This is a genomic window from Actinomadura sp. NPDC000600 (assembly GCF_040492135.1).
Lineage (GTDB): Bacteria > Actinomycetota > Actinomycetes > Streptosporangiales > Streptosporangiaceae > Spirillospora.
Genome location: NZ_JBEUPD010000029.1, coordinates 40,223 through 61,716, shown reverse-complemented (window position 1 = coordinate 61,716; position 21,494 = coordinate 40,223). Strand labels below are relative to the sequence as shown.

The 21,494-nt window shown below is 72.3% G+C and carries 21 protein-coding genes; 2 read left to right on the top strand and 19 right to left on the bottom strand.

Features of this window, described 5'->3' with window-relative positions; translation table 11 throughout:
• Window positions 1–37: 37 nt before the first annotated feature.
• From ABWI07_RS32445 to sodX, 6 genes are all read right to left on the bottom strand, one after another.
• Window positions 38–694: a response regulator transcription factor gene (locus tag ABWI07_RS32445; protein WP_149264181.1), complete on the bottom strand. Its 657-nt coding sequence runs from the start codon at window positions 692–694 to the stop codon at window positions 38–40.
• Window positions 691–1,842 carry a sensor histidine kinase gene (locus ABWI07_RS32440; RefSeq protein WP_353820912.1) on the bottom strand — a complete coding sequence of 384 codons (1,152 nt, stop codon included), beginning with the start codon at window positions 1,840–1,842 and terminating at the stop codon, window positions 691–693. The genes ABWI07_RS32445 and ABWI07_RS32440 overlap by 4 nt, the downstream gene beginning before the upstream one ends.
• 80 nt (window positions 1,843–1,922) lie before the next feature.
• Window positions 1,923–2,426, bottom strand: a complete 504-nt coding sequence (locus tag ABWI07_RS32435; protein WP_200842377.1) for a hypothetical protein — start codon at window positions 2,424–2,426, stop codon at window positions 1,923–1,925.
• A 92-nt stretch (window positions 2,427–2,518) separates the two neighbouring features.
• Window positions 2,519–3,538, bottom strand: coding sequence for an ABC-2 membrane transporter-related protein (locus tag ABWI07_RS32430; RefSeq protein ID WP_149264183.1), 1,020 nt, complete (start codon window positions 3,536–3,538; stop codon window positions 2,519–2,521).
• A complete protein-coding gene (locus tag ABWI07_RS32425; protein ID WP_353820911.1) occupies window positions 3,535–4,425 on the bottom strand; it encodes an ABC transporter ATP-binding protein in 891 nt (296 codons plus the stop codon). Before ABWI07_RS32425 ends, ABWI07_RS32430 begins: the two co-directional genes overlap by 4 nt.
• Window positions 4,426–4,542: 117 nt before the next feature.
• Complete coding sequence (sodX, locus tag ABWI07_RS32420; RefSeq protein WP_353820910.1) at window positions 4,543–4,947, bottom strand: nickel-type superoxide dismutase maturation protease; 405 nt, start codon at window positions 4,945–4,947, stop codon at window positions 4,543–4,545.
• 182 nt (window positions 4,948–5,129) lie between these two features.
• Here sodX and sodN point away from each other — a divergent pair, with 182 nt between their 5' ends.
• Entirely contained in the window at window positions 5,130–5,531 is a 402-nt protein-coding gene (sodN, locus tag ABWI07_RS32415; protein WP_353820909.1) for a superoxide dismutase, Ni, read from the top strand.
• Window positions 5,532–5,603: 72 nt separating this feature from the next.
• Here the strand turns inward: sodN and ABWI07_RS32410 are convergent, their stop codons facing one another.
• From ABWI07_RS32410 to ABWI07_RS32350, 13 genes are all read right to left on the bottom strand, one after another.
• Window positions 5,604–5,963, bottom strand: coding sequence for a hypothetical protein (locus ABWI07_RS32410; RefSeq protein WP_353820908.1), 360 nt, complete (start codon window positions 5,961–5,963; stop codon window positions 5,604–5,606).
• A gap of 59 nt (window positions 5,964–6,022) precedes the next feature.
• Window positions 6,023–6,502 carry a GNAT family N-acetyltransferase gene (locus ABWI07_RS32405; protein WP_149264188.1) on the bottom strand — a complete coding sequence of 160 codons (480 nt, stop codon included), beginning with the start codon at window positions 6,500–6,502 and terminating at the stop codon, window positions 6,023–6,025.
• 9 nt (window positions 6,503–6,511) lie between these two features.
• Window positions 6,512–7,747 (bottom strand): enolase C-terminal domain-like protein, encoded by a 1,236-nt coding sequence (locus ABWI07_RS32400; RefSeq protein ID WP_353820907.1) that lies wholly within the window; start codon window positions 7,745–7,747, stop codon window positions 6,512–6,514.
• A 17-nt stretch (window positions 7,748–7,764) separates the two neighbouring features.
• Window positions 7,765–10,851 carry a glycoside hydrolase family 38 N-terminal domain-containing protein gene (locus tag ABWI07_RS32395; protein ID WP_353820906.1) on the bottom strand — a complete coding sequence of 1,029 codons (3,087 nt, stop codon included), beginning with the start codon at window positions 10,849–10,851 and terminating at the stop codon, window positions 7,765–7,767.
• 31 nt (window positions 10,852–10,882) lie between these two features.
• Window positions 10,883–11,713, bottom strand: coding sequence for a carbohydrate ABC transporter permease (locus ABWI07_RS32390; protein WP_353820905.1), 831 nt, complete (start codon window positions 11,711–11,713; stop codon window positions 10,883–10,885).
• Complete coding sequence (locus ABWI07_RS32385; protein ID WP_149264192.1) at window positions 11,710–12,681, bottom strand: carbohydrate ABC transporter permease; 972 nt, start codon at window positions 12,679–12,681, stop codon at window positions 11,710–11,712. Before ABWI07_RS32385 ends, ABWI07_RS32390 begins: the two co-directional genes overlap by 4 nt.
• Window positions 12,682–12,684: 3 nt before the next feature.
• Entirely contained in the window at window positions 12,685–13,944 is a 1,260-nt protein-coding gene (locus ABWI07_RS32380) for an ABC transporter substrate-binding protein (RefSeq protein WP_149264193.1), read from the bottom strand.
• Between the two features lie 112 nt (window positions 13,945–14,056).
• Complete coding sequence (locus tag ABWI07_RS32375; protein ID WP_149264194.1) at window positions 14,057–14,761, bottom strand: FadR/GntR family transcriptional regulator; 705 nt, start codon at window positions 14,759–14,761, stop codon at window positions 14,057–14,059.
• 34 nt (window positions 14,762–14,795) lie between these two features.
• Window positions 14,796–15,740, bottom strand: a complete 945-nt coding sequence (locus ABWI07_RS32370) for an alpha/beta hydrolase (protein WP_353820904.1) — start codon at window positions 15,738–15,740, stop codon at window positions 14,796–14,798.
• Between the two features lie 113 nt (window positions 15,741–15,853).
• A complete protein-coding gene (locus ABWI07_RS32365; RefSeq protein ID WP_353820903.1) occupies window positions 15,854–17,125 on the bottom strand; it encodes a DUF5005 domain-containing protein in 1,272 nt (423 codons plus the stop codon).
• A gap of 83 nt (window positions 17,126–17,208) precedes the next feature.
• The gene (locus ABWI07_RS32360) at window positions 17,209–18,006 is read right to left on the bottom strand and encodes an SDR family NAD(P)-dependent oxidoreductase (RefSeq protein ID WP_149264197.1); all 798 of its coding nucleotides are present in this window, start codon (window positions 18,004–18,006) and stop codon (window positions 17,209–17,211) included.
• A complete protein-coding gene (locus ABWI07_RS32355; RefSeq protein ID WP_353820902.1) occupies window positions 18,003–19,043 on the bottom strand; it encodes a DUF4432 family protein in 1,041 nt (346 codons plus the stop codon). Before ABWI07_RS32355 ends, ABWI07_RS32360 begins: the two co-directional genes overlap by 4 nt.
• Window positions 19,043–19,801 carry a phytanoyl-CoA dioxygenase family protein gene (locus tag ABWI07_RS32350; protein WP_353820901.1) on the bottom strand — a complete coding sequence of 253 codons (759 nt, stop codon included), beginning with the start codon at window positions 19,799–19,801 and terminating at the stop codon, window positions 19,043–19,045. The genes ABWI07_RS32355 and ABWI07_RS32350 overlap by 1 nt, the downstream gene beginning before the upstream one ends.
• Window positions 19,802–19,904: 103 nt before the next feature.
• Here ABWI07_RS32350 and ABWI07_RS32345 point away from each other — a divergent pair, with 103 nt between their 5' ends.
• Window positions 19,905–20,822: a sugar kinase gene (locus tag ABWI07_RS32345; protein ID WP_353820900.1), complete on the top strand. Its 918-nt coding sequence runs from the start codon at window positions 19,905–19,907 to the stop codon at window positions 20,820–20,822.
• Window positions 20,823–21,494: the final 672 nt, after the last annotated feature.

Below are 21,494 nucleotides of genomic sequence, written 5' to 3'. Positions count from 1 at the left end.
TTCCGACGGCCCGTGTCCCGCCCGGGACACGGGCCGTTCAGGACGGTTCGACGTGGTTGTTCTCCCACGCCCAGGTGACGATGCCGACCCGGTTGCGCACCCCCAGTTTGGTCTGGATGCCCGACAGGTGGCTCTTGACGGTACTGAGCGAGATGAACAGCTCGGCGGCGATCTCCTGATTGGTCCGGCCTCGCGCCAGGGCCCGGACGACTTCGAGTTCGCGGTCCGACAGGGGCGGGGGCCGCACGGCGCGCGGCGGGGCCGAGGCGGCCGCCAGGTGCCGCAGCAGCCGGACGGTGACGGCGGGCGAGACCAGCGCCTCGCCGTTGTGGGCGGCGCGGACCGCCTCGACGAGCAGCGCGGGTCCGGCGTCCTTGAGGACGAAGCCGACCGCGCCGCCGCGCAGCGCCCCGTACACGTACTCGTCCAGGTCGAAGGTGGTGACCACGACGACCCGCATCGGGTCGGGCACCCGCGGGCCGGCCAGCGCCCGGGTCACCGCGATGCCGTCGAGCCGGGGCATCCTGATGTCGACCAGGCACACGTCCGGGCGCAGCCGACGCGCCAGGTCGACCGCCTCGGCCCCGTCGGCCGCCTCCGCGACGACGCTGATGTCGGGCTGGTCCTCCAGGATCAGCCGCAGCCCTCGGCGGATCATCGCCTGGTCGTCGGCGAGCAGGACCGAGATCGTCATTTGGGCTCCCCCGCGGGGACGGGAAGCTCCGCCCGCACGGACCAGCCGCCGCCGGGCCGCGGTCCGGCGCGCAGCGAGCCGCCGAGCGATTCGACGCGTTCACGCATGCCGATCAATCCGTAACCGCCGCGATGCGGGTGCCGGGCCGGGGCCGCCGGGGCGTCGTCGGCGACCTCGACGGTGACGCCGCCCGGGGCCTGCTCGACGGTGACCGTGACGGACCGGGCCCCGGGCGCGTGCCGCAGCACGTTCGTCAGCGCCTCCCGGGCGACGCGGTACACGGTGGTGGTCACCTCAGGCGGCCACTGGGCGTCCGCGGCCCCGTCCGGCATGCTCAGCCGCACCTCCGGGCCCTGCCGGCGGAAGCGCTCCACCAGCGCGCCCAGGCGCTCCGTCCCCGGGGACGCCGGCGCCGCGTCGTCGGCATCGCGCAGCAGACCGACGACCCGCCGCATCGCGGCCAGGGCCTCGGTGCCCGCCGCCTCCATCTCGCCGAGGTACTCGCCCACCTGCTCCGGGTTCCGTCGCGCGACCACCTGGGCGCCCTGCGCCTGGACCACCATGCCCGTGATGTGGTGGGCCACGACGTCGTGCAGCTCCCGGGCCAGCTCCAGCCGCTCGTCCCGGCGGACCTCCTCGGCCACCCGGCGCGCCCGCGCGTCCAGGAGCCGCAGCGGGAGCCCGGCGCCGACGGCGGCCAGCCAGACCAGGCCGTCCAGCGCCGTCAGCGCCGCGAGGCCGCCGGACGGGGTGCCGGCGGCGAGCTGACCGGCGATGATCAGCACGGGTCCGGCGGCCGCGACGGCGGCGGCCCGCACCGGCGCGAGGGTCCGGAGGGCGGAGCCGGTCAGCACCGCCAGCCCCAGGGTCATCGCCGGGCTGGGCTCGGCGGGAAGGTCGGGGCCGGCCAGGCGGACGAGGACGGCCGCCGCCGCGAGGCCGAACCCGGCGACCGCCGGCCAGAGCGGCCTGCGCAGCCCCAGCAGCGCGGGGACGCACACCACCGCCGCGGAGACGGCGCCCGGCACCCAGTACCAGCCGCCCCAGGTCTGCGCGATGGCGGCGGCCTGCACGGCGATCGCCGCGAGGAACACGGCGGCGAGCCCTGCCACGGAGGCGCCCCGGCCCCATCCACCCGGAACGGTCACGCCGACGAGGCTATCCCCGCTCCGACCGGCGCCGCATGCGGACGGATCGCCGCCGGGGGCGTCCCGGGCGCGGCCCGCCCCTACCACCGCGGCCGGCCGGTCGGCGGCGACCCGGCCCCCGGCGCCCCGGACCGCCGGACGAGGTCGACCGCGCGGAGCGCCGACCCCGCGACGAACCCGCCGACCACCAGCAGCGTGGCCAGGGCCATCGGGGCGGTGGGCCCGGCGGACCAGCCGAAAGCGGTGACCGCGGCACCGCCCGCGGCGACGGCGACCGCCGATGGCACCGGCAGCGACCTGAGCGAGGAGCCGATGAGCACGGCGAGGGCCAGGGCCGTCGTGGGCGACGGCTCCCGCGGCAGGTCGGCCGCCAGGGACCCCGCCACGGCACCGGCCGCCACGACCAGGCCCGCGACCGGGGGCCACGCCCTTCGCCGCCCGCGCAGCAGCGCCAGCCCGCACACCACCGCGGAGACGGCGGTGGTGTATAGCCAGTAGGCACCGCCCCAGCTGCGGATGAGCATGTACGCGGTGAAGGCGGCGCCCAGGGCGAACACCACACCCAGCCCCGCGTTGACCAGCACGTCCGTTTTCGCCGGAGACCCGCCGGCACCATCCTGATGACCGTTCGCATGCGACATGGGAGACCTGGTTTCGCTGTCGGGGATCGGTCGCTTCACGCGCGCCGGACGCGCCGCAGAGCGACCGCGGTGAGGAGCGCGCCGAGCACCAGGTACAGCCCGGTCTCGGCCAGTTGGAAGCCCCAGTAGCGGTCGCTGGGCTGGTACTCGACGTCGACGTGCAGGTCGAGTGCGGCCAGGCACACGGCGGCGTCGCCGAACGTGCCGCCGGCGCCGGTCTTCGGCGGGGTGTCGAGGCACGCGTTGAACTTGCTCCCGCTGAGCGTCCGCCCGTCCGCGGTGCGCAGCGGGCTGGTCTCGCTGATCCACGCGTCCGGGGCGCCGGGCACCTGGAGGCCGCCGATGACGGGGGCGCCGGTGATGCTGCCCAGGTTCTTGGCCTGGTTGATGGCCTGCGCGGTCATCGGCAGGGCCGTCTTCTCGGACGGCATGAGGTGCGGGCGCACCAGGTTCGGCACGGCGAACTGGACGGCGATGAAGACGACGCCCGTGATGGCCATCGCCGGGAGCGTCCGGCGGACGAGCAGGCCGATGGTGGTGCCGAGAGCGAAGGAGAGGAGGGCGTAGCCGACCGGGGCGATGTTGCGGGCGCCGAACTCGATCGTCCCGAACCGGTCGGCGGCGACCTCGTCGTAGGGGGCGGCGGCCCAGGTGAGCAGCAGGGCGGCCAGGCCGGCCACGACCACCGCGGCCAGGCCGACGAACGCCATCCTGGCGATCAGCCAGCGGCGGCGCGTCACGCTCTGGTTCCACACCAGCCGGTGGGTGCCGAGTTCCAGTTCCCGGGCGACCAGCGGCGCTCCCCAGAACGCGCCGATGACGACGGCGATCAACTGGAGTCCGGCGGCGAGGAACAGCAGCGTGTTCCGGTAGGCCCCCTGGAACTGGACGGCGGCCTGCGCGCAGCCGGCCGGGTCGGTGCACCGGGACCGGTAGGCGTCGTGCGCGTCCCGGATGTCCACGCCCAGGTAGAGCAGATAGGCGGCGATCAGGACGAGCCCGGCCGCACCGGCGATCGCCTGGAGGCGGAACTGCCGCCAGTTCAACCAGATCATCGTGCTCCCTCCCGTTCCCGACCGGCGGGCGCGTTCGCCCGCGACATGTACGCGAGCACCAGCTCTTCGAGCCTGACGGGCTCGGCCCGGAGCGGCAGCCCCGCGGGCGGGAGGCCGGTGCGCACGATCGCGCCGCCGTGCTCGGCCCGGACGACCTCGACGCCCGCGGGCAGCGGGCCGAGGTCGCCGCCGGGCGCGACCAGCCGGTGGTGGCCGGCCAGCAGGTCCCGGACGTCGCCGGCCACCTGGACCCGCGAGTCGCACAGCACGATGAGGTAGTCGCAGACCTGCTCGATGTCGCCGAGCAGGTGCGACGACAGCACGGCGCTCGCGCCCAGCTCCGCGACGAACTCCATCAGGTTCGCCAGGAACCCCTGCCGCGCCAGCGGGTCGAGCGCCGCGGCCGGCTCGTCGAAGATCAGCAGTTCGGGCCGCTTGGCGGCGGCGACGGTCAGCGCCAGCTGCGCGCGCTGTCCGCCCGACAGCCGTCCCGCCTTCTGCTCCGGGTTCAGCCCGACCTGCCCGATGCGCCGTTCGGCCAGCCCCCGGTCCCAGGACGGGTTCAGGCGCGCCCCCATGCGCAGGTGGTCGGCCACGCTGAACGACGGGTACACCGGGGTGTTCTGGGCCACGAACCCGACCCTGGCCAGATGCGCGGCGCTCGCCGCCGGCCTGGACCCGAGGACGCGCAGCGAGCCCGACGTCGGCTCCAGCAGCCCGCAGGCCAGGTTCAGCAGCGTCGACTTGCCGGCCCCGTTCGGGCCCACCAGGCCCACGACGCGACCGGCCGGAACGCGCAGGTCGACGCCGCTCAGCGCCGCCCTGCGTCCGTATCTCTTCGTCAGTCCCTCGGCGTGCAGCATCGGGACCGGATCTTCGATTGGCATGCCGGAATCGTCGGCGACGGCGCCGCCTCGGATCACCGGCCCAAAGCACGGTTCACGCCCGCGGCGGTCGTACTTTCGGCCGGTTCGACGCCGTGGCTCAGCGGAACGGGGGTCCGGTCACCCCGCCGGCCGCCGGGCCGGGCGCACGCGCGGGCGGGGCCAGTAGCGGCCCACGACCCGCCCCACGACGAGGTCGTCGGGGACGGGGCCGAAGTCCCAGCTGTCGCGGCGGCCGCGGGCGCGCTGGTTGTCGCTCTCCAGCCACCATCCGTCCCCGGAGCGGTGCGAGACGCGTTTGACGATGAGCAGTTCGCGCCGTTCCGGGTGCTCCGCCACGACCACGTCGCCCGGGGCTGGGCGGGCACCGGTCCGGACGACGAGCCAGTCCCCCGGGCGCAGGCCCGGGAGCATCGAGTCGCCGGTGACCTCCACGGTCGCCAGCCTGCGCGCGGCGGCCACCGCGAGCGCCGCGGCTCCGGCGAGGGCGCACAGCGAACGGTGGCGGGGGGTCCGGAGCCGCATGGTCCTCCTCGTCGGCCCGCATACTTCGGCGGGCGGCGGTCACAACACTGCTGGAGAGGTTCCGGGCCGGACGGCCCGGGTCTTAGGCCGAATTACCGAGCGCCCTGCCCGGACGGGCCCCGGGGCACAAGGGTAATGTCGGTGACCTGAGCATGATCCGCAACGAGGGAAGGGAATCGCAGGTGTTGCTCAAGCTTCTGCGCCCGAAGACCACGGTGTCTGCGCACTGCGACCTGCCGTGCGGCGTCTACGACCCGGCGCAGGCCCGGATCGAGGCCGAGTCCGTGAAGGCGATCATTGAGAAGTACGCCGCCAACGAGGACCCGGAGTTCCGCGCCCGGGCGATCCTGATCAAGGAGCAGCGCTCGCAGCTGGTCAAGGAGCACCTCTGGGTGCTGTGGACCGACTACTTCAAGCCGCCGCACTTCGAGAAGTACCCGCAGCTGCACCAGCTGTTCAACGAGGCCACCAAGCTCGCCGGCGCCTCGGGCACCAAGGGCAGCATGGACGCCAAGGCGGCCGACGACCTGCTCGCGAAGATCGCCGAGATCGACAAGATCTTCTGGGAGACCAAGCAGGCCTGACCGCCTCCAGGTCATCGCGAGGGCCGTCCGCCTCCGGACGGCCCTCGCGGCATGCCAGGGCCGCGGCAGTGTTCAGGAGGCCGTCATGTGGGCGGCGCGGGCCGCCAGGGCGTCCAGGACCTCGGTGTGCCGGGCGTCGACGCTGATCTCCATGGTGAGCGCGCCGCCGGCGGCGGTCACGGCGAAGGTGAAGAACGAGCAGCAGCCCGTCTCCCGGGCGGCGAGTTCGGCGGCCCGCGCGGCCAGGCGCGGTTCGGGGCGCAGCTCCATCCGCACCCTGCTCGGCCCGGCGGGCCGCACGGCGGTCACCGCCTCGGCGAACAGCGCGTCGAACTCGGTCACCCGCAGCGGCCGCTCGGCGGTCGGCAGCGCGCACGCCTGCGGAGCCCATCCCTGGTCGTCCGGCAAGGCCGGTACCTGCTGAAGTTCCATGGCCCGAACGTAAGCCCGTACCTCGGTACCGGATGCAACCCCGGCCCGGGCGCCGCCCCTCAGCCGGCGGAGGGGCGGGCGGCGCGGGTGAGGGCGTCGCCGGTGAGCCGGTAGACCGTCCACTCGCCCTGGGGGGTGGCGCCGAGGGCCTCGTAGAACCCGATCGCCGGCTCGTTCCAGTTCAGGACGGACCATTCGACGCGACCGTAGCCGCGGTCGTCGGCGATGCGGGCCAGCTCGGTGAGGAGCGTCTTGCCGTAGCCGTGGCCGCGGTACTCCGGCTCGACGAACAGGTCTTCCAGGTAGATGCCGTGCGTGCCGTTCCACGTGGAGAACGTGAGGAACCACACGGCGAACCCGACGACCCGGCCGTCATGCTCGGCGACGTGGGCGAAGACCTTGGGGTCGTCGCCGAACAGGCGGTCGTGCAGCTGCTCCTCGGTCGCCTTCACCTCGTGGAGGGCCCGTTCGTAGTCCGCCAGCTCGCGGATCAGCCGCAGGATGTCCGGGACGTCGGCGGGTGTCGCGTAACGAATCACAGGGGCAGGCTATTCGAGCGGCGGCAGTGCGGCGGCGGGGTCGGCCCACCGGTCGTTCGGGACGAGCGGGTACCAGCCCGGGCGCCCGGGGTCGCGGTCGTAGGCGTAGCCGCCGAGCTCCCTGTACAGCTCCGCGTACTCGGCCAGCTTGTCGCGGTCCAGGCCGACGCCGAGGCCGGGGCCCGACGGGACCGGGATCCTGCCGCCCTCGTAGCGCATCGGGCCGCCCTCGATCACGTCGTCGGCGAGGTGGTGGTAGTGCGCGTCGGCGGCGTAGGTGAGGTTGGGCAGGACGGCGCCGAGGTGCAGCATGGTGGCGAGCTGGATGCCGAGCTCGCCGGAGGAGTGCACGGCGACGCCGATCTGGAACGTCTCGCACACGCCGGCGGCCTTCACGCACGGCCGGATGCCGCCCCAGAACGTGGTGTCGAGCAGGACGACGTCCGCGCTGCGGCGCAGCACGTTCGCGGCGAGCTGCTCGAAGTTGACGACGACGGTGTTGGTGGCGAGCGGGACGTTCACGCGCTCGCGGACGAGCCGCAGCCCCTCCAGCCCGAGGACGGGGTCCTCCAGGTAGTCGTTGGGGAGGTCCTCGATGGCCTTGCCGAAGCGGAGGCCCTCCTCCAGGCTCAGCACGGAGTTCGGGTCGTAGCGGAAGCGGTCGCCCGGGAACGCCTCGGCGAGCGCCTTGTAGCACTCCAGCTCGTGGCCCGGCGGGAACACGCCGCCCTTCAGCTTGTGGACGGTGAAGCCGTGCGCCTCCTTGAGCGCGCGGGCGTGCTCGACGAGCTGCTCGGGGGTGCGGACCTCCGGCGAGCCCCCGGCGCCCGGGTAGCGGTAGAACAGGTAGGACGCGAACGGGACGGAGTCGCGGATGCGGCCGCCGAGCAGGTCGTGCACCGGGACGCCGAGGTGCTTGCCGACGAGGTCGAGGCAGGCGAACTCGATGGCGGCGAGCATCTGGGTGCGGTTGTTGTAGAGGCTCGCCGTCGGGTTCGCGATCTTGAAGCGGAGCGTCTCCAGCTCGAACGGGTCGTGGCCCTCCAGGTGCGGGGCGAGGGCCTGGAACGCGGCCTCGGCGCTCTGCCCGCCGCCGCCCATCTCGCCGAGCCCGACCAGTCCGTTGTCGGCCTCGACCTCGACGATCGTCCGGACGAAGCGGCCCCAGTGGGCGCCGTTGCTGTGCAGGAGGGGCGCCTCCAGCGGCACGGTGACCGTGGTGGCGCGGATGCCTGTGATCTTCATGTGTCCCCGATCCGTACTCAACGCCGAACCGTGACGGTGGCGACGCCGCAGGCGGGCAGCCGCACCGTCATGGTGCCGTCCCGGACGGGCAGCTCCGCCGGGTCACGCTCCAGACCGCCGCTCAGCAGGGCGCTCGCGGCGCCCGGCACGTGCAGGCCCGTCTCGACCGGGCCGGCGGCGAGCGACTGGAGCCGGACGGCCAGGCCGTCGCCGTCGCGCGCGCGGCCGACGGAGGTGACGAGCACGTCCGGGTCGTCCACGCGCAGGAAGGTTCCCGAGTCGGCCGCGGGCATGTCGCCGGTGGCGAGGGTGGCGACGAACGGGTCGGTGATCCCGGCGGCCGTGCGGGCGCCGAGCCGGCGGCCCGAACCCGCCGCGCCGGACGCGAACGCGTACCGGAAGGTGGTCTCGCCCTGCTGCTGGGACGGGAAGTTGGTGTCCCAGATGTTGTTCAGCGCCCACGAGTAGACGGTGCCGTCCTCGTTGTCGAGCGTGGGCGGGAACGGCGCGTAGGGCATGTGGATGGAGCCGAACTGGACGAGCGGCGCCTCCAGCGTGGCCCACGCGACGGTCAGGTCGGGGTCCTCGAACGCGACCCAGTGCCGGATCGGGCGCATGTGCTCCGCCGATCCCGGGACGCTCGGGACGCCGGTGCCGCCGACGCCGCCGGTCAACTCCCAGGCGGCGGGCGGGCCGTCCACGGCGAAGGGGAAGGCGAAGAAGACCGCCTCCTTGGCCGCGGTGGGCTGCTTGCCGAGCTGGTAGCGGACGTCCACGCGCGGCACCCCGGCGTACAGGTCGATGGTCGTGCGCAGCCAGTCGACGCCCTTTCCGTGCAGCTCCACGACGAGCCGCTCCCCGGCAGGGGTGCGGGTGCACTCGGTGACGGTGGCGTGGGTGGCGACGGCCCGGTCGCCGAGCATCGTCTTGTCGTGCACGAGCATGTGCCCGGACATGTGGTTGAAGTGCGGCGCGGTCGCGTACCGGTCGTAGACGTACTGCCCGAACCCGGCGACGGAGTCGGCGTTCACCAGCTCCCTGCCCGCGGTCTTGTCGAAGACGGAGCCGATGTGCCCTTCGCGGACGTCGTAGGACACCCGGTAGAACTCGTTCTCGATCGTCCCGCCGAGGCCGAGGTCGGCCGGCTCCGGCGCCGCCGCCTCGGCCCGGACGACGTCCACGCGGACGTACCCGTGGCCGGGGACGTCCGGGACCACCGCCTCCAGGTGGCGGCCGATGGGGCGGGTGGGCCACTCGTCCGGGTCGACCTCCTCCTCGCGGTGCGGGACGGGTTCGCCGGTGCGGGCGTCCACGAGCGCGATGGGCACGTCCACGGCGACGATGTCGCGGGGCAGGAACGCGCGGGCCGCGTCGGTGCGGGCGGCGGTGCCGGGGTTGACGACGAGGAACGAGGCGAGCGCGCCGGGCGAGGCGCCGAACGTCGCGCCGATCCGCCGCGCGCCGGCCTGGAGGAGGTCGAGCGCGTCGTCGTGGGCCTGGTAGCCGACCTGGGACTTGCGGGTCCACTGGAGGCCGCCTGAGTCGCCGCCCTCCTCGGCGTCCTCCCACGGGTTGGCGGCGCCCCAGGTGTGCTCGTCGAACAGCGCGGCCCGGTCGTAGGCCTCGTCGATCGCCCTGGTGGCCGTGAGGGAGGCGCCGGTGCGCTCGCCGCTGCGCTCGTCGGCGAGGGCGTGCAGCGTCTCGGCGGCCCGCAGGACGTTCTGCGCCCGCCGGACGTAGCCGAGCGGCCGGGCGCCGGAGCCGAGGCCGTCGGCCCACCAGTCCGTCCAGTCGCCCTCGTGGGTCTGGAGCCGGTCGCCGTGGTGCTCCTCGACGTACTCGAAGAAGTCGGCGTTGGTCGCCATCCGCAGCCGCGGGTACGCCCAGGTCTCGTTCCAGCGGTGCGCGATGTCGGCGGGGACGATCGACGGCCCGGCGTTGTCGGCGTGCGCGCCCTGGACGCGCAGGTGGACGGCGTCCAGGAAGTCGGGGTCCTTGGCGGCGCCGACCTGGCCGGGCGCGGCGTACCAGCCGAACGTCCCGGGCCCGTAGGGGTAGGGCCGGTCGGCGAGGGAGCCGAGGTAGCGGGGCAGCAGGTCCTCGGCGAGGTCGTAGCCGTCGACGAGCCCGACCGTGTTGCCCTCCATGTAGGCCATGCCGTGCGGGGTGTCGGTGAACCAGACGATCAGCTCGCCGCCGCCCGGCGACCGCCACCGGAACGGGCGGGCGAGCCGGTCGCCGCCCGTGATGTACGGGACGGAGCGCCCGGCCCAGTTGTGCGCGGCGGCGAGGTACCGGACGCCCGCCGCGTTCAGGGCGTCCACCGTCCCGACGACCGCGCCCGGGATGTCGGTGTGCATCGCCGACCGGACCTCGATGCCGTACTCGCGCCGCAACTGCTCCACGAAGCGGAGCTGCCGGTACAGCTCCTCCGTCGAGCAGGCCTCCGTGTGCAGCTGCATCGGGAACGCGGTGACCTCGATGTGGCCCGCGCGGGCCCGCTCGGCGAACTCGGCCACCTGGTCCTCGGGACGGGTGGCGAGCCAACGCAGGGCGGGCATGGACGACTCGACCGACCAGCGGAACCGCGCGTCGTCCGGGCGCCCGTCGGTCTCCCGCGCCAGCCGCAGCGCCGCGTCGAGGTAGTCGAGGTGATGCCGCAGGACGGTGCCCTGCGTGTCGGTGTAGCCGATGTCGAGATGCGAGTGGTGGACGACGAAGACGTTCCACTTGCGCTGCGGGGTGACGTCGAGCGGCGCCGCCCCGACAAGCCCGCCGGAGTCGCGCACCTCCAGGGTCAGCCGGCGGGGCCCGTCCACCTCGGGGACGAGCAGCGTGACGACCCCACCCTCGACCGCCGCCGAGGCGACCTCGGCGTCACCGTCCTTGAGGGCCACCTTCACAGGGCCGCCCCCGGACAGCGTCAGCCGGACGGCCTGGAGGAGCGCACCGCCCTCGTCCCGCCTGAACAGCGGCAGCACCGCAGCGCGCACCGACAGCCCGCGCACGGCGAGCACCTCAGTGGAGGTGTCCTGGCGCAGCGCGTCACGGATCCCGTCATAGTCGGGCGAGCCAAGACTCGCCTGAAGTAGACGACTCGTCATCGTTATGCGTCAATCTCTCTTTCGGGAGCCTTCAGAACTGGGCGAGCGTTAGGCCGCGGGTGAAGAGGCGTTGGGTCGCCAGGAAGAGCACGACGGTCGGTAGGGAGACCACCAGGCCGGCGGCCAGCGCGATCGGCACGGGGGTGCCGGCGTAGACGTCGGTGGTCAGCGCGGACAGTTCGGCCCACACGGGCCGGACGGTCTCCGACTGCGAGAGCGTCAGGCCGAACAGCAGGTCGTTCCAGACGAAGGTGAACTCCAGGATGAACACGGCGGCGAGGGCCGCCGCCGACAGCGGCAGGTAGATCCGCCAGAAGATCCGGAAGGTGGACGCGCCGTCCAGCCGGGCCGCCTCGAAGATCGACACGGCGACGTTGCCGAAGAAGTTGCGCATCACCAGGGCGGCCAGCGGCACGTTGACCGCCGAGTAGATGATGATCAGCCCGAGGTGGCCGTCGTACAGCGCCACCTTGCTGTAGCCGACGAACAGCGGCACCAGGAGCATCTGGAACGGCACGACCGTCCCGGCGAAGATCACCACGAACCAGGCGAAGCCGTGCCTGAGTCGCAGCACCACGATCGCGTATCCGGCGAGCGCCCCCATCAGGACGGCCAGCGCGGGCGAGACGACGCTGTACAGCAGGGTGCTGAGCAGGGTGTCGCCCACGGCGGTCCGGTCCCAGGCCTGCGCGATGTTGTCGAGCAGGCCGATGGAGGACGGCGGCCTCACCGCGTCCGACGGGTCGTAGTCGCGGGCGGGCCGGAGCGCGTTCGCGACGATCAGGTAGGTGGGGAAGAGCCACACCAGGCCCAGCACCGCCAGCACGGCCCGGCGCACGTGGACCAGTTTCGCTCCGTTCATCGCGGCGTCTCCTCCCTGCTCGCCTGGCGGCGCAGGTACACGTACGAGGCGAGTCCCGTGACGGTGGTGAGCAGCACCGCGACCGCGGACCCGTAGCCGTACTCGTTGGCGACGAACACGTCCCGGTACATGGTCACGGCGAGGGTCTCGGACGAGCGTCCGGGCCCGCCCTGCGTCATCACCCACACGATGTCGAAGTTCTTCAGCCCGGCGACGAGCGCGAGGCCGAACACGACGGTGGTGATCGGGCGCATCAGCGGCCAGACGACGTGCCGGAACATCGACCATCCGGACGCGCCGTCGATGCGGGCGGCCTCGATCGGCCCCTTCGGGATCGACTGGAGGCCGACGACGAACAGCAGCATGTTGACGCCGAGCTGCTGCCACGTCCACACCACGATCATCGCGATGGTGTTGCGGGGGCCGTCCTGCAGGAACGCGGTGTCGCCGCCCGGCATGCCGAGCAGGGTCAGGATCTGGTTCGCCATCCCGTCCGGCTGCAGGATGAATCCCCAGATCACGCCGAGACCGGCGCCGGACATCGCGTACGGCAGCAGGAACGGCAGCCGGAACCACGCGCCGCGCTTGAGGTCGTAGGAGAGGACGGCGACGAGCAGTCCGAGCCCCACCGGCAGGACGACGGTTCCGACGACCCACAGCAGCGTGTTGCGGATCGACGTGACGAGCGCATCGTCCTCAAGGAGCCGCTTGTAGTTGTCCAGGCCGGTGAACTCGGGTGAGGCGAGGCCGTCGTAGCTGGTGAAGCTCAGGTACGCCGTCCACAGGAACGGCAGGTAGAGCAGGACGGCGACGAACAGTACGGCGGGCGAGATGTAGACGTGCCGGAACCGGCCGTGCAGCGCGAACCCCTTGCCGGGGCGGGCGCCGGACGCCTTGCGGGGGCCGCCGCCCGCGGGGGGCGCCACCGCCGGCCCGGGACGGTCGGCGGTGGCCTTATTCGTGCTCATGGATCAGTGCGACTTCCAGTAGTCCTCGTTCACCTTCTGGATGCTCTTGAGGACGTCCATGTAGGTCTCCGGCTTGTTGAGGAACTTGTCGAAGCCGCTGAGCGCCTCGGTGAGCACGGGGGCGGGCGCGGCCTCGAAGTAGCGCAGGACCAGCCGGTTGCCGTCGGAGGCGGCCTCCTTGGTGACCTTGTCCAGCTCGGGGTCGGCGACCTTGACCTTCGGGTTGCCGGACACGTCGCCGCGCGCGTTCGCCCACTTCTCCTGCGCGGCGGGAGTGATCCACCACTTGAGGTACTTGGTGCTCGCGGCGGGGTCGGGGGCCTTGCGCAGCGAGCACAGCGGGCCGCTCTCGAACACCAGCGACCGCTTCGGCAGCGCCGGGTCCACGTTCGGGATGAAGAAGAACCCGTAGTCCGTCCCCTGCTTGAGGCCGCGCTGGGTCATGCTCGTGTTGAACCACGTCCCGTTGATGACCATGGCCGCGTCGCCGGACTTGAAGTGGTCGGCGGGGTCGGCCTTGTCGCCGGGCTTGCTGAACCACCCGGCGTCGATCATCGACTTCCAGCGCTCCATCGCCTTCACGACGCCGGGGTCGGTGTAGGACGCCTGGCCCTTCGACAGCCGCTCGTACAGGTCGGGGTCGGTGCCGGCGAGGATCTGCTCGAACCAGGCGAAGGAGAACAGCGACGTGGGGGTGGTCTGGTTGAAGGGCACCTGCCCCTTCGACTTGAGCGTCTGCGCGGTCTTCTCCAGCTCCGCCCACGTCGTCGGCGGCTTCAGGTCGTACTTCGCGAAGACCTTCTTGTTGTAGAACATGCCCCAGTAGGCGGTGTTCAGCGGGACGCAGTACTGCTTGCCGTCGACGGTGTAGTACTTCTTCAGGTCCTCGGTGAGGTCGCCACTGCCGATGGCGTCCTGCCAGATCTTCGTGGTCTCGGCGACCTGGTTCTGCTTGACGATCTCTTCGAGGCGCCCGCCGGTCGTCCAGGTGAACAGGTCGGGCTTGACGTTGGTGCGGAACGAGGTCTTGATGAACGCCGTGTAGGTCGGCTCGTCGGTGTAGCCGACCGGCGTCATGCCGAGGCCGGTCTGCTGCTTGCCGAGGGCGCCCATCTGCTCGAAGAAGGGCTTCCACGCGCCCTTGTCGTTGTAGAGCTTGAGCTCGGACTTGCTCCCGCCCGAGTCGCCGGACCCGCAGCCGACGGCGAGTAGCAGCGCGCCCGCGGCGAGCGCGGTCACCTGGAGTCGCTTGGACGGCACCATGGTGAGCCTCCTTCATCGGGCGGCGATGCCCGATCGGGGTGGTCGAAGGATGGAATCAGGGAAGGGTGAACCGGCCGCACGGCGCGGGCGCCGGCGGCAGTGGGGCGGCCGCTCAGGCGAGCCGCTGCTCGATCACGTGCTTGATGTCGGCGAGGTGGGACCGCATGAGGGACTCCGCCTCCCGCTCCTCGCCCGCCTCGATGGCGGCGAGGATCGCGGTGTGCTCGTCGAAGTCGCGGACGCGGTCGTCGAAGATCCGCTGTATCGCCCGCTGCTCGGAGGCGTGCACCGACAGCAGGGAGTCGATGACCTCGCAGAGCACGGAGTTGCCCGCGACGCCGGCGACCTCCCGGTGGAAGGCCATGTTGGCCTTGTGCAGGCGGGTCTCCGCCTCCTGCCCGGCGCCGCCGAGGTCCGCGCCCGCCTGGTCGAGGATGGCGCGGAGCAGCTCGATGTCGGCGGGCCGCGACCGCCGGGCGGCGCGGCCGGCCAGCGGCGGCTCGATGAGCAGCCGCGCGTCCAGCAGCTGGAGCAGCCGGTCGGCCTCCAGCTCCCGGACGTTGGGGTTGGGGATGACCACGCGTTCGAGGTCGGCGCCCACGTAGATGCCCGAGCCGTGCCGGAGCTGGATCGCCCCGGTGGCCTCCAGCCGGCGCAGCGCCTCGCGCAGCGTCGGCGTGGTCACCGCGAAGCGCTGGGACAGCTCCCGCGCGGACGGCAGCCGGTCGCCGGCGCGCAGGCCGCCGGCCCTGATCAGCTCCAGCATGCGCTCGGTGAGGGCGTCCGCCAGGCTCGGCCGGGCCACATCCTGTGACATCGCCACCTCGTTCCCAAGAAGTAAAGTCATCTAATCACTTAGCGACTGCGCTGTCCAGCCTCCCGAAAAGACATCGCCGCAGGACGGCGCGCTGCTCCTCGAACGCGAGCCGCCCCGGCCGCGCCGACATGATGCCGTCGAAACCGTGGCATGCGCCCGGCACATGGTGAAGCTCCGTGGGAACCCCGGAGACGATCAACCGGTGAGCGTAGGCGAACCCCTCGTCCCGGAGCGGGTCGAGCTGGGGCAGGAGCACGTAGGCGCGCGGGAGCCCGCTCAGGTCGCCGGCGCGCGCGGGGGCCGCGTAGGCGGGGACGTCCGTCCGCCCGCCGAGGTAGTGGCGCCACATGTGCCGGACATCGCCGCTGTTGAACAGGGGCGGCTCGGTGAACGTCCGCATGGACGGCATCGCCATCCGGTCGTCCAGGACGGGGTACAGGAGCATCTGGAACACCAGCGGCGGACCGCCCTCGTCCCGCGCCCGCAGCGCCACGGCGGCGGCCAGCGCCCCGCCCGCGCTCCCGCCTCCGACCGCGACCCGCCCGGGGTCCCCGCCGAACTCCTCCGCGTGCTCGTGGGCCCAGGCGGTCGCGGCGCAGCAGTCCTCGAACCCGGCCGGGAAGGGATGCTCCGGCGCGAGCCGGTAGTCGACCGACACGACCGCGATCCCGTCCTCCCCGGCGAACTCCAGGCACCGCTCGTGCTCGTTCTCCAGCCCGCCGGTCACGAAGCCGCCGCCGTGGAAGTACACGAGCACGGGAGCGGGCGTCGCGCGCGGCCGGTAGATCCGCACCGGGACCGGCGGCGCGCCGGGCGGCCCGGGGATCGCCCGGTCCTCCACCTCGGCCCTCCCGTCGGAGGCGGGCCGGGCCAGCGCGCGGACCAGGTCCTTCATGGCGGCGCGGGCCCGGATGGGGTCCGCGAGGCCGACGTAGGGCATGCCGTCGAGCGCGGCGGCGAGTTCGGGGTCGAGGTGCATGGGCCGGACCTCCAGGGAGTGGGAAAGGGGACGCGCCCCCGGGCGGGAGGTCACCCGGGGGCGCGGGGAGCGGTACCGCCGTGGACGGAACGGCGGCGCCGCGGCTAGGGGGATCAGCCGGAGACGGGGAGGTTGACGTAGCGCGCCCGGTAGATGCTGACGTCCCGGTAGTTGTCATTGGCCGGGCCCTTGGTGGCGTCCAGGCTGTTGACGTTGTAGGAGATCACCAGGCTGCCGCTGGACGAGAGCGCCGCGTGCTGGTGGGCGTTGTAGGTGAAGATGTCCGGGTCGCCGTAGGAGCCGTACGGCCCGGTCTCGGGCGTCTGGTAGACGGTCTGCTCACCGCTGAACGGCCCGGCCGCCGAGCACGACAGCAGGACGTCGATCTCGCCGCCGAACGCGATGCTCGAATCCTGGTTGACCATGATGTAGTGCGTCCCGCGCCTGGTGACGCTGAACTCGTTCGAGACGCCGCTCATCAGCCGCGCCGAGTCCGCCTCGGCGGACGACCAGCCGCTCGCCGTGCGGTACTGCCAGGCGCCGCGCAGGTCCGTGCCGGCGACCCGCGCGATGTGCAGGTACTTGGTGTTCGCCTGCGTCTGGGGGTCGGTGTAGTCCTCGGTGCCGTAGACGTAGGTGTAGCCGCCGTCCTTGAGGAGGGCGGACCCCCACTGCACGCCCGAGGCCGAGGGCATCGCCTGGACGGTCGGCGCGGCCAGGTTCCCGGTGGAGAAGCGGGCGAGGACGTTGTCCTTGAACTTCATGTCCCACCCGGTGCCGTTGTTCGGGTCGGGGTCGTAGTACTCGCGGTAGAGCTGCTGGACCTCCGAGCCGCTCTGGGTGAGGTCGCCCGCCCAGTACCAGTGGGCGGGCTGCGCGGGCGGCATGACCGCCTTGGGGGCGGCGGCCGTCCCGCCGTGCACGGTGGTGAGGCCGCCGCCCGTCCCCTGGACGACGAACGAGTTGTTGATGAACGGCGTCGTCCCGCCCTCCTCGACGACCACCGGCCGTGATCCGTCCGCGTTGACCTGCCCGAGGAAGGTGTCGGAGTAGGCGTAGACGATGCGTCCGTCCGAGAGCTTCAGCGAGTACGTCGTGTCCGCGCCGGTCCAGTCGTCCAGCAGCGTGTTGCTGTTGCCGTAGGCCGTGAACTTGCCGTTGAGAGCGGTGTTCGGCGAAGCCGTGCCGAAGCTGGGCGCGGTCTGCCCGGAGCACGTGGGTCCGGCGGCGGCGTGGCCGCGGCCGTGCGCGTCGGCGCCCGCCGGGACGGCGGGCGCGACCGCGAGCAGCAGGGCGGACGCGACGACGCCGGCACGGCGGCGCCACGCGTGAACGGAAGAGGGCCGATCGGGAGAGAAGAGACGAGGAGGGACGGACTCCTGCATGGGAAACCTCCGCGAGGTCGCTGCCGCACGCTCGTGCGCCCCACATCATGAGTCATCAAATGACTTGGTGTCTAGATCTTTACTCAGATTTCCGGAAGCGCCGCCGGATTGCGCGCCAGCAGCCCCCCGTCGACCCGGTATTCGGCACCGGTCACGAACGACGAGCGGGGCCCGGCGAGGAACGCCACGACCTCCGCGACCTCGGCCGGGGCCGCGACGCGGCCGAGCGGATGCGTCCGCCCCCACTCGGCGACCTGCGCGTCCTGGTCCTTCTCACCGCGGAACAGGTCGGCGGCCCAGCGCAGCATCGGCGTGTCGACCGACCCCGGACACACCGCGTTCGCGCGGATGCCGTCCGCCGCGTGGTCGAGCGCCACCGACCGCGTCAGCGCGTTGATCGCGGCCTTGCTGGCGCTGTACGCGGCGACCCGGTCCTGCGAGACGAACGCCTGCACCGACGACACCGTGACGATCGCCCCGCCGCCCCTCCGCCGCAGCTCGGGCACGGCGGCGCGGCAGGCGAGGAACACCCCCTTGGCGTTGACGCCGATCACCTCGTCCCACAGCTCCTCGGACGTCTCCTCGACCGTCCCGTACCGCTGCACGCCCGCACACGTCACCAGGACGTCCAGGCCGCCGTGCCTGGACACCGCCTCCCCGACAAGCCACTCCATCCGCACGGCGTCCGTCACGTCGGCCACGGCGCCGGTGACGTCAAGCCCCTCACCCCGCAGCTCGTCCTCCGCCCGGCGGACCTCGTCCTCGCCGATGCCGCAGAACACCACGGCGGCGCCGTCGCGCGCGAGCCGCTCCACCACGGCCCGGCCGATCCCCAGCGACCCACCGGTCACCACGGCGACCCTGCCCTCGAACTCCCTCACATGCCCTCCTCGATGACCGCCGCGCGCAGCCACAGGCTCCGCCGCGCGTGCGGCCCCAGCCTCAACGCGGTGCCGTTCGCGACGGCGGCGGCCAGCCCGTCCGTCGGGTAGCCGGCGAACGGCTCCAGACCCATCACGTAGGCGCGGCCCCACCACGGATGCCCCGTGGTCGCCCCGAACTCCTGCCACAGCCACAGGTGCGGCAGGACGTCCGCGTCCCAGCGCACCCGCATCCCGAAACCGGCCGGATCGACGACCTCGTAGCGCCCCTCGTCCAGCCCGGTGAGGTAGACGATCTCACTCGGCACCCCCGCCTCGGGCACCACGTCGAGATCGACGACCCCACCGCCGTCAGCCGGAACGCGCGGCCACTCATGCGGCCCACCGGCCCGCACCCGCCGCCCGCCGGGGCCGATCGCCGTCTCGTGCGGCACGACCCGCGCGCCCTCGGCCAGCCTGATCCGGTGCCCCGGCCGCAGGAAGGGCGCCCCGAACACGACGTGGTGCCCCCACATCGCCTCCAGCGCCACCCCCGACTCGTTGACCAGCTCCTCCTCGATGGCGAGCTCAGCCTCACCGCCCCTGAGCCGCAGCGTCTTGGCGACCCGAAGCGGCATCCGCCGCCCCCGCACGGTGAGCCGGACGGCGACCTCCCGAGCCTCGTCGACCACGATCTCGGCGTCCCACGGCAGCCCGGCCACCTCCCCGTGCTGCGCGAACGCCGCCCCCCGGTACGTGCTCGGCGCACCCCCGTTCGGCAGCACCTCCTGCCAGCCGCCCTCATAACCGTCGAGGAACAGGGCGACGTCGTCGCCCGCTCCCCCGGCCACGTCTCGCGGATCACGCAGCCCACCAGGCGACAGCCACACGAAGTCCATGTCGCGCGGCTTGTAGCAGAACTCCGCGATGTCACCGCCCTTGCCCACCAGAACCGTCACCCGCAGCAGCTCGTTCTCCAGGACCACGGCTTCCAGCCCGGCCCAGGTGATCTCGTGGACGCGAGCGCCCCAATTGCGGGACGGCCGGTGCCGCCCCATCAGCCCCAGTCCTCCGCACCGCTGAACGGGAAGTGCTCCCCCGCCACGTACCGGGGCCGCGGCTGGTACACGTTCACCCCCGGATCGCCGCGCAGCAGCAGCGCAGAGGGGAACGGCAGCGGCTCCGCCGTGATCCGGGTCGAGGTCGGGATGTACCGGATGGTCAGCCCGCACCGCCGATAGGGCGACTCGTTCGCGTTGCTGCCGTGCATGATGTTCGGGTGGTGGACCTCGACGTCCCCGGGCTCCAGGACGAGATCCACCGCGCGGGACTCGTCCACGCCCACGGCGCTCTCCACTCCGAACACCGCGTCGGCGTCGTCCCGCTCCCGCACCTCGTGCAGGCCCTCCCTATGGGTGCCTGGGATCACCCGCAGGCACCCGTTCTCCGGCGTGGACCGGTCGATGGCGAGCCACAGCGTCACCACGCGCATCGGGTCGAGCGGCCAGAACGCCCCGTCCTGGTGCCACAGCACGGCCTTCCCCATGTAGGGCGGCTTGGAGATGTAGGCGGACGCGAACAGCGCGATATCGGGCCCGATGAACTGCTCCGCGACATCGAGCAGCCGGTCGTCGGAGACCAGCCGTACCCAGAAGGGGTCCTTGGCGACCAGCTCCGTGGAGAGGTCCTCTCCGGTCCGGTCGGGATACCGCTCCTGCAACCAGCGGACGTGCTGATCCGCCTCGGCGACCAGCTCCGGATCCAGCACGTTCCGGAAGATCGCGTACCCGTCCTCGTCATAACCCCGCAGCGGCATGGGCGTCCCTTCTCACTCAGGCGCGACACCCCGAAGTGTGAGTCATCAGATCACTTGCTGTCTAGATGTATCGTCGCCTCTGCCGCCCGAGAGAGGAAGCGCCATGCCGACCGTCGCCCTGATCGGCGAATGCATGATCGAACTGAGCCACCTCGCCCCCGACCGCCTCGCCCTCGGCTACGCCGGCGACGTCTTCAACACCGCCGCCTACCTGGCCCGCACCGCCCCCACCGCCGACGTCCAGTTCGTCACCCTCGTAGGCGACGACCCCTACAGCACCCAGATGCGCGAATCCTGGACCGCCCACGGCGTCAACTCAGACCTCACCCGCACCGTCCCCGGCGGCCAAGCGGGCCTCTACCTGATCCGCACGGACGAAGCGGGCGAGCGAACGTTCCACTACTACAGATCCCAATCAGCCGCCCGCGCCCTGTTCGGCCCGACCCACCCCCGGGAGATCGACGACGCGATAGCGGCCCACGACCTCGTCTACCTATCGGGCATCACCCTGTCGATCCTCACCCCCGCCGCCCGCGCAAGGCTCCTGGACGTCCTGGACGAGACCCGCCGCCGCGGCGGCATGGTCGCCTTCGACGGCAACTACCGCCCCGCCGGCTGGCCCTCCCCCAAGGCCGCCGCCGAAGCCATGTCCGCCGTCCTGACCCGGACCGACATAGCCCTCCCCACCCACACCGACGACCAGGCCGTCTTCGGCGACAGAACCCCCACAGACACGATCAGACGCCTAAGAAAGGCAGGAGTCCCCGAGATCGCCGTAAAACAGGGCGCCCAGGGCTGCGTGATCTCCGACACCAGGACCCAGATCCCAATCCCCGCCGTCCCCCACGTACAAGTGAGAGACACCACAGCCGCCGGCGACGCCTTCAACGGCGCCTACCTGGCCTCCCGCCTAACAGGCACACCCCAAAAGCAAGCAGCCGAAACAGCCACGACCCTGGCCGCCGAGGTAATAACCCACCGAGGCGCCCTACTCCCCCCACCCCACCCAGCAAGAACCTGAACTCCCCGCCTCAAGGCCGGAGCAAGGCAAGACCAGCGAAACGAGCCACCAGGCGAGCCGAAACCACCAGCGCCCCCACAAACCCGCACCCGACCTCCCGCACGGCACGAGCGAAGCGAGGGCCAGTCCGCGAAGCGAGCCGCCAGGCGAGCCGAAGCGCCAGAGCAACCCCCACAAACCCGCACCCGACCCCCACGCACGGCACGAGCGCAGCGAGGGCCAACCGCGAAGCGAGCCGCAAGGCGAGCCGAAGCCCCCCGCACCCCCACAAACCCGCACCCCACCCCCACGCACGGCACGAGCGAAGCGAGGGCCAGTCGCGCAGGGAGCCGCTAGGCGACTCGGAGCGCCAGAGCAACCCCCCACAAGCCGCGGTAGACCCCCGCACCAACGCACCGACCGCACCCCCCGCTCCGCACACATCACCCGCCACCACAGCAACCACGCGCCGGGCTCAAGCACCGCGATCGCGTCCGAAGGCAGTTTCGAGCGAAGCAAGAAACTGATCGCGCAGCGAGCCGCAAGGCGAGACGGAGCGATGCCAGCGATCGCACGCGTTGCGTTGGGCTGGGGCGCCCCAGGCGCCCCAGCCCAACGCAACGCAAATAAACACAGCGCGCCGAAGTCTCGCAGCACGGCTCACAGGCGGTAGTTTCGATGTCAGCGGGACCA

What these genes read in the sequence shown, in the direction of transcription:
- ABWI07_RS32445 (WP_149264181.1), bottom strand. Translation starts at nt 694, where the DNA reads ATGACGATCTCGGTCCTGCTCGCCGACGACCAGGCGATGATCCGCCGA.
- ABWI07_RS32430 (WP_149264183.1), bottom strand. Translation starts at nt 3,538, where the DNA reads ATGATCTGGTTGAACTGGCGGCAGTTCCGCCTCCAGGCGATCGCCGGT.
- ABWI07_RS32425 (WP_353820911.1), bottom strand. Translation starts at nt 4,425, where the DNA reads ATGCCAATCGAAGATCCGGTCCCGATGCTGCACGCCGAGGGACTGACG.
- sodX (WP_353820910.1), bottom strand. Translation starts at nt 4,947, where the DNA reads ATGCGGCTCCGGACCCCCCGCCACCGTTCGCTGTGCGCCCTCGCCGGA.
- ABWI07_RS32410 (WP_353820908.1), bottom strand. Translation starts at nt 5,963, where the DNA reads ATGGAACTTCAGCAGGTACCGGCCTTGCCGGACGACCAGGGATGGGCT.
- ABWI07_RS32400 (WP_353820907.1), bottom strand. Translation starts at nt 7,747, where the DNA reads ATGAAGATCACAGGCATCCGCGCCACCACGGTCACCGTGCCGCTGGAG.
- ABWI07_RS32395 (WP_353820906.1), bottom strand. Translation starts at nt 10,851, where the DNA reads ATGACGAGTCGTCTACTTCAGGCGAGTCTTGGCTCGCCCGACTATGAC.
- ABWI07_RS32390 (WP_353820905.1), bottom strand. Translation starts at nt 11,713, where the DNA reads ATGAACGGAGCGAAACTGGTCCACGTGCGCCGGGCCGTGCTGGCGGTG.
- ABWI07_RS32385 (WP_149264192.1), bottom strand. Translation starts at nt 12,681, where the DNA reads ATGAGCACGAATAAGGCCACCGCCGACCGTCCCGGGCCGGCGGTGGCG.
- ABWI07_RS32380 (WP_149264193.1), bottom strand. Translation starts at nt 13,944, where the DNA reads ATGGTGCCGTCCAAGCGACTCCAGGTGACCGCGCTCGCCGCGGGCGCG.
- ABWI07_RS32375 (WP_149264194.1), bottom strand. Translation starts at nt 14,761, where the DNA reads ATGTCACAGGATGTGGCCCGGCCGAGCCTGGCGGACGCCCTCACCGAG.
- ABWI07_RS32370 (WP_353820904.1), bottom strand. Translation starts at nt 15,740, where the DNA reads ATGCACCTCGACCCCGAACTCGCCGCCGCGCTCGACGGCATGCCCTAC.
- ABWI07_RS32365 (WP_353820903.1), bottom strand. Translation starts at nt 17,125, where the DNA reads ATGCAGGAGTCCGTCCCTCCTCGTCTCTTCTCTCCCGATCGGCCCTCT.
- ABWI07_RS32355 (WP_353820902.1), bottom strand. Translation starts at nt 19,043, where the DNA reads ATGGGGCGGCACCGGCCGTCCCGCAATTGGGGCGCTCGCGTCCACGAG.
- ABWI07_RS32350 (WP_353820901.1), bottom strand. Translation starts at nt 19,801, where the DNA reads ATGCCGCTGCGGGGTTATGACGAGGACGGGTACGCGATCTTCCGGAAC.
- ABWI07_RS32345 (WP_353820900.1), top strand. Translation starts at nt 19,905, where the DNA reads ATGCCGACCGTCGCCCTGATCGGCGAATGCATGATCGAACTGAGCCAC.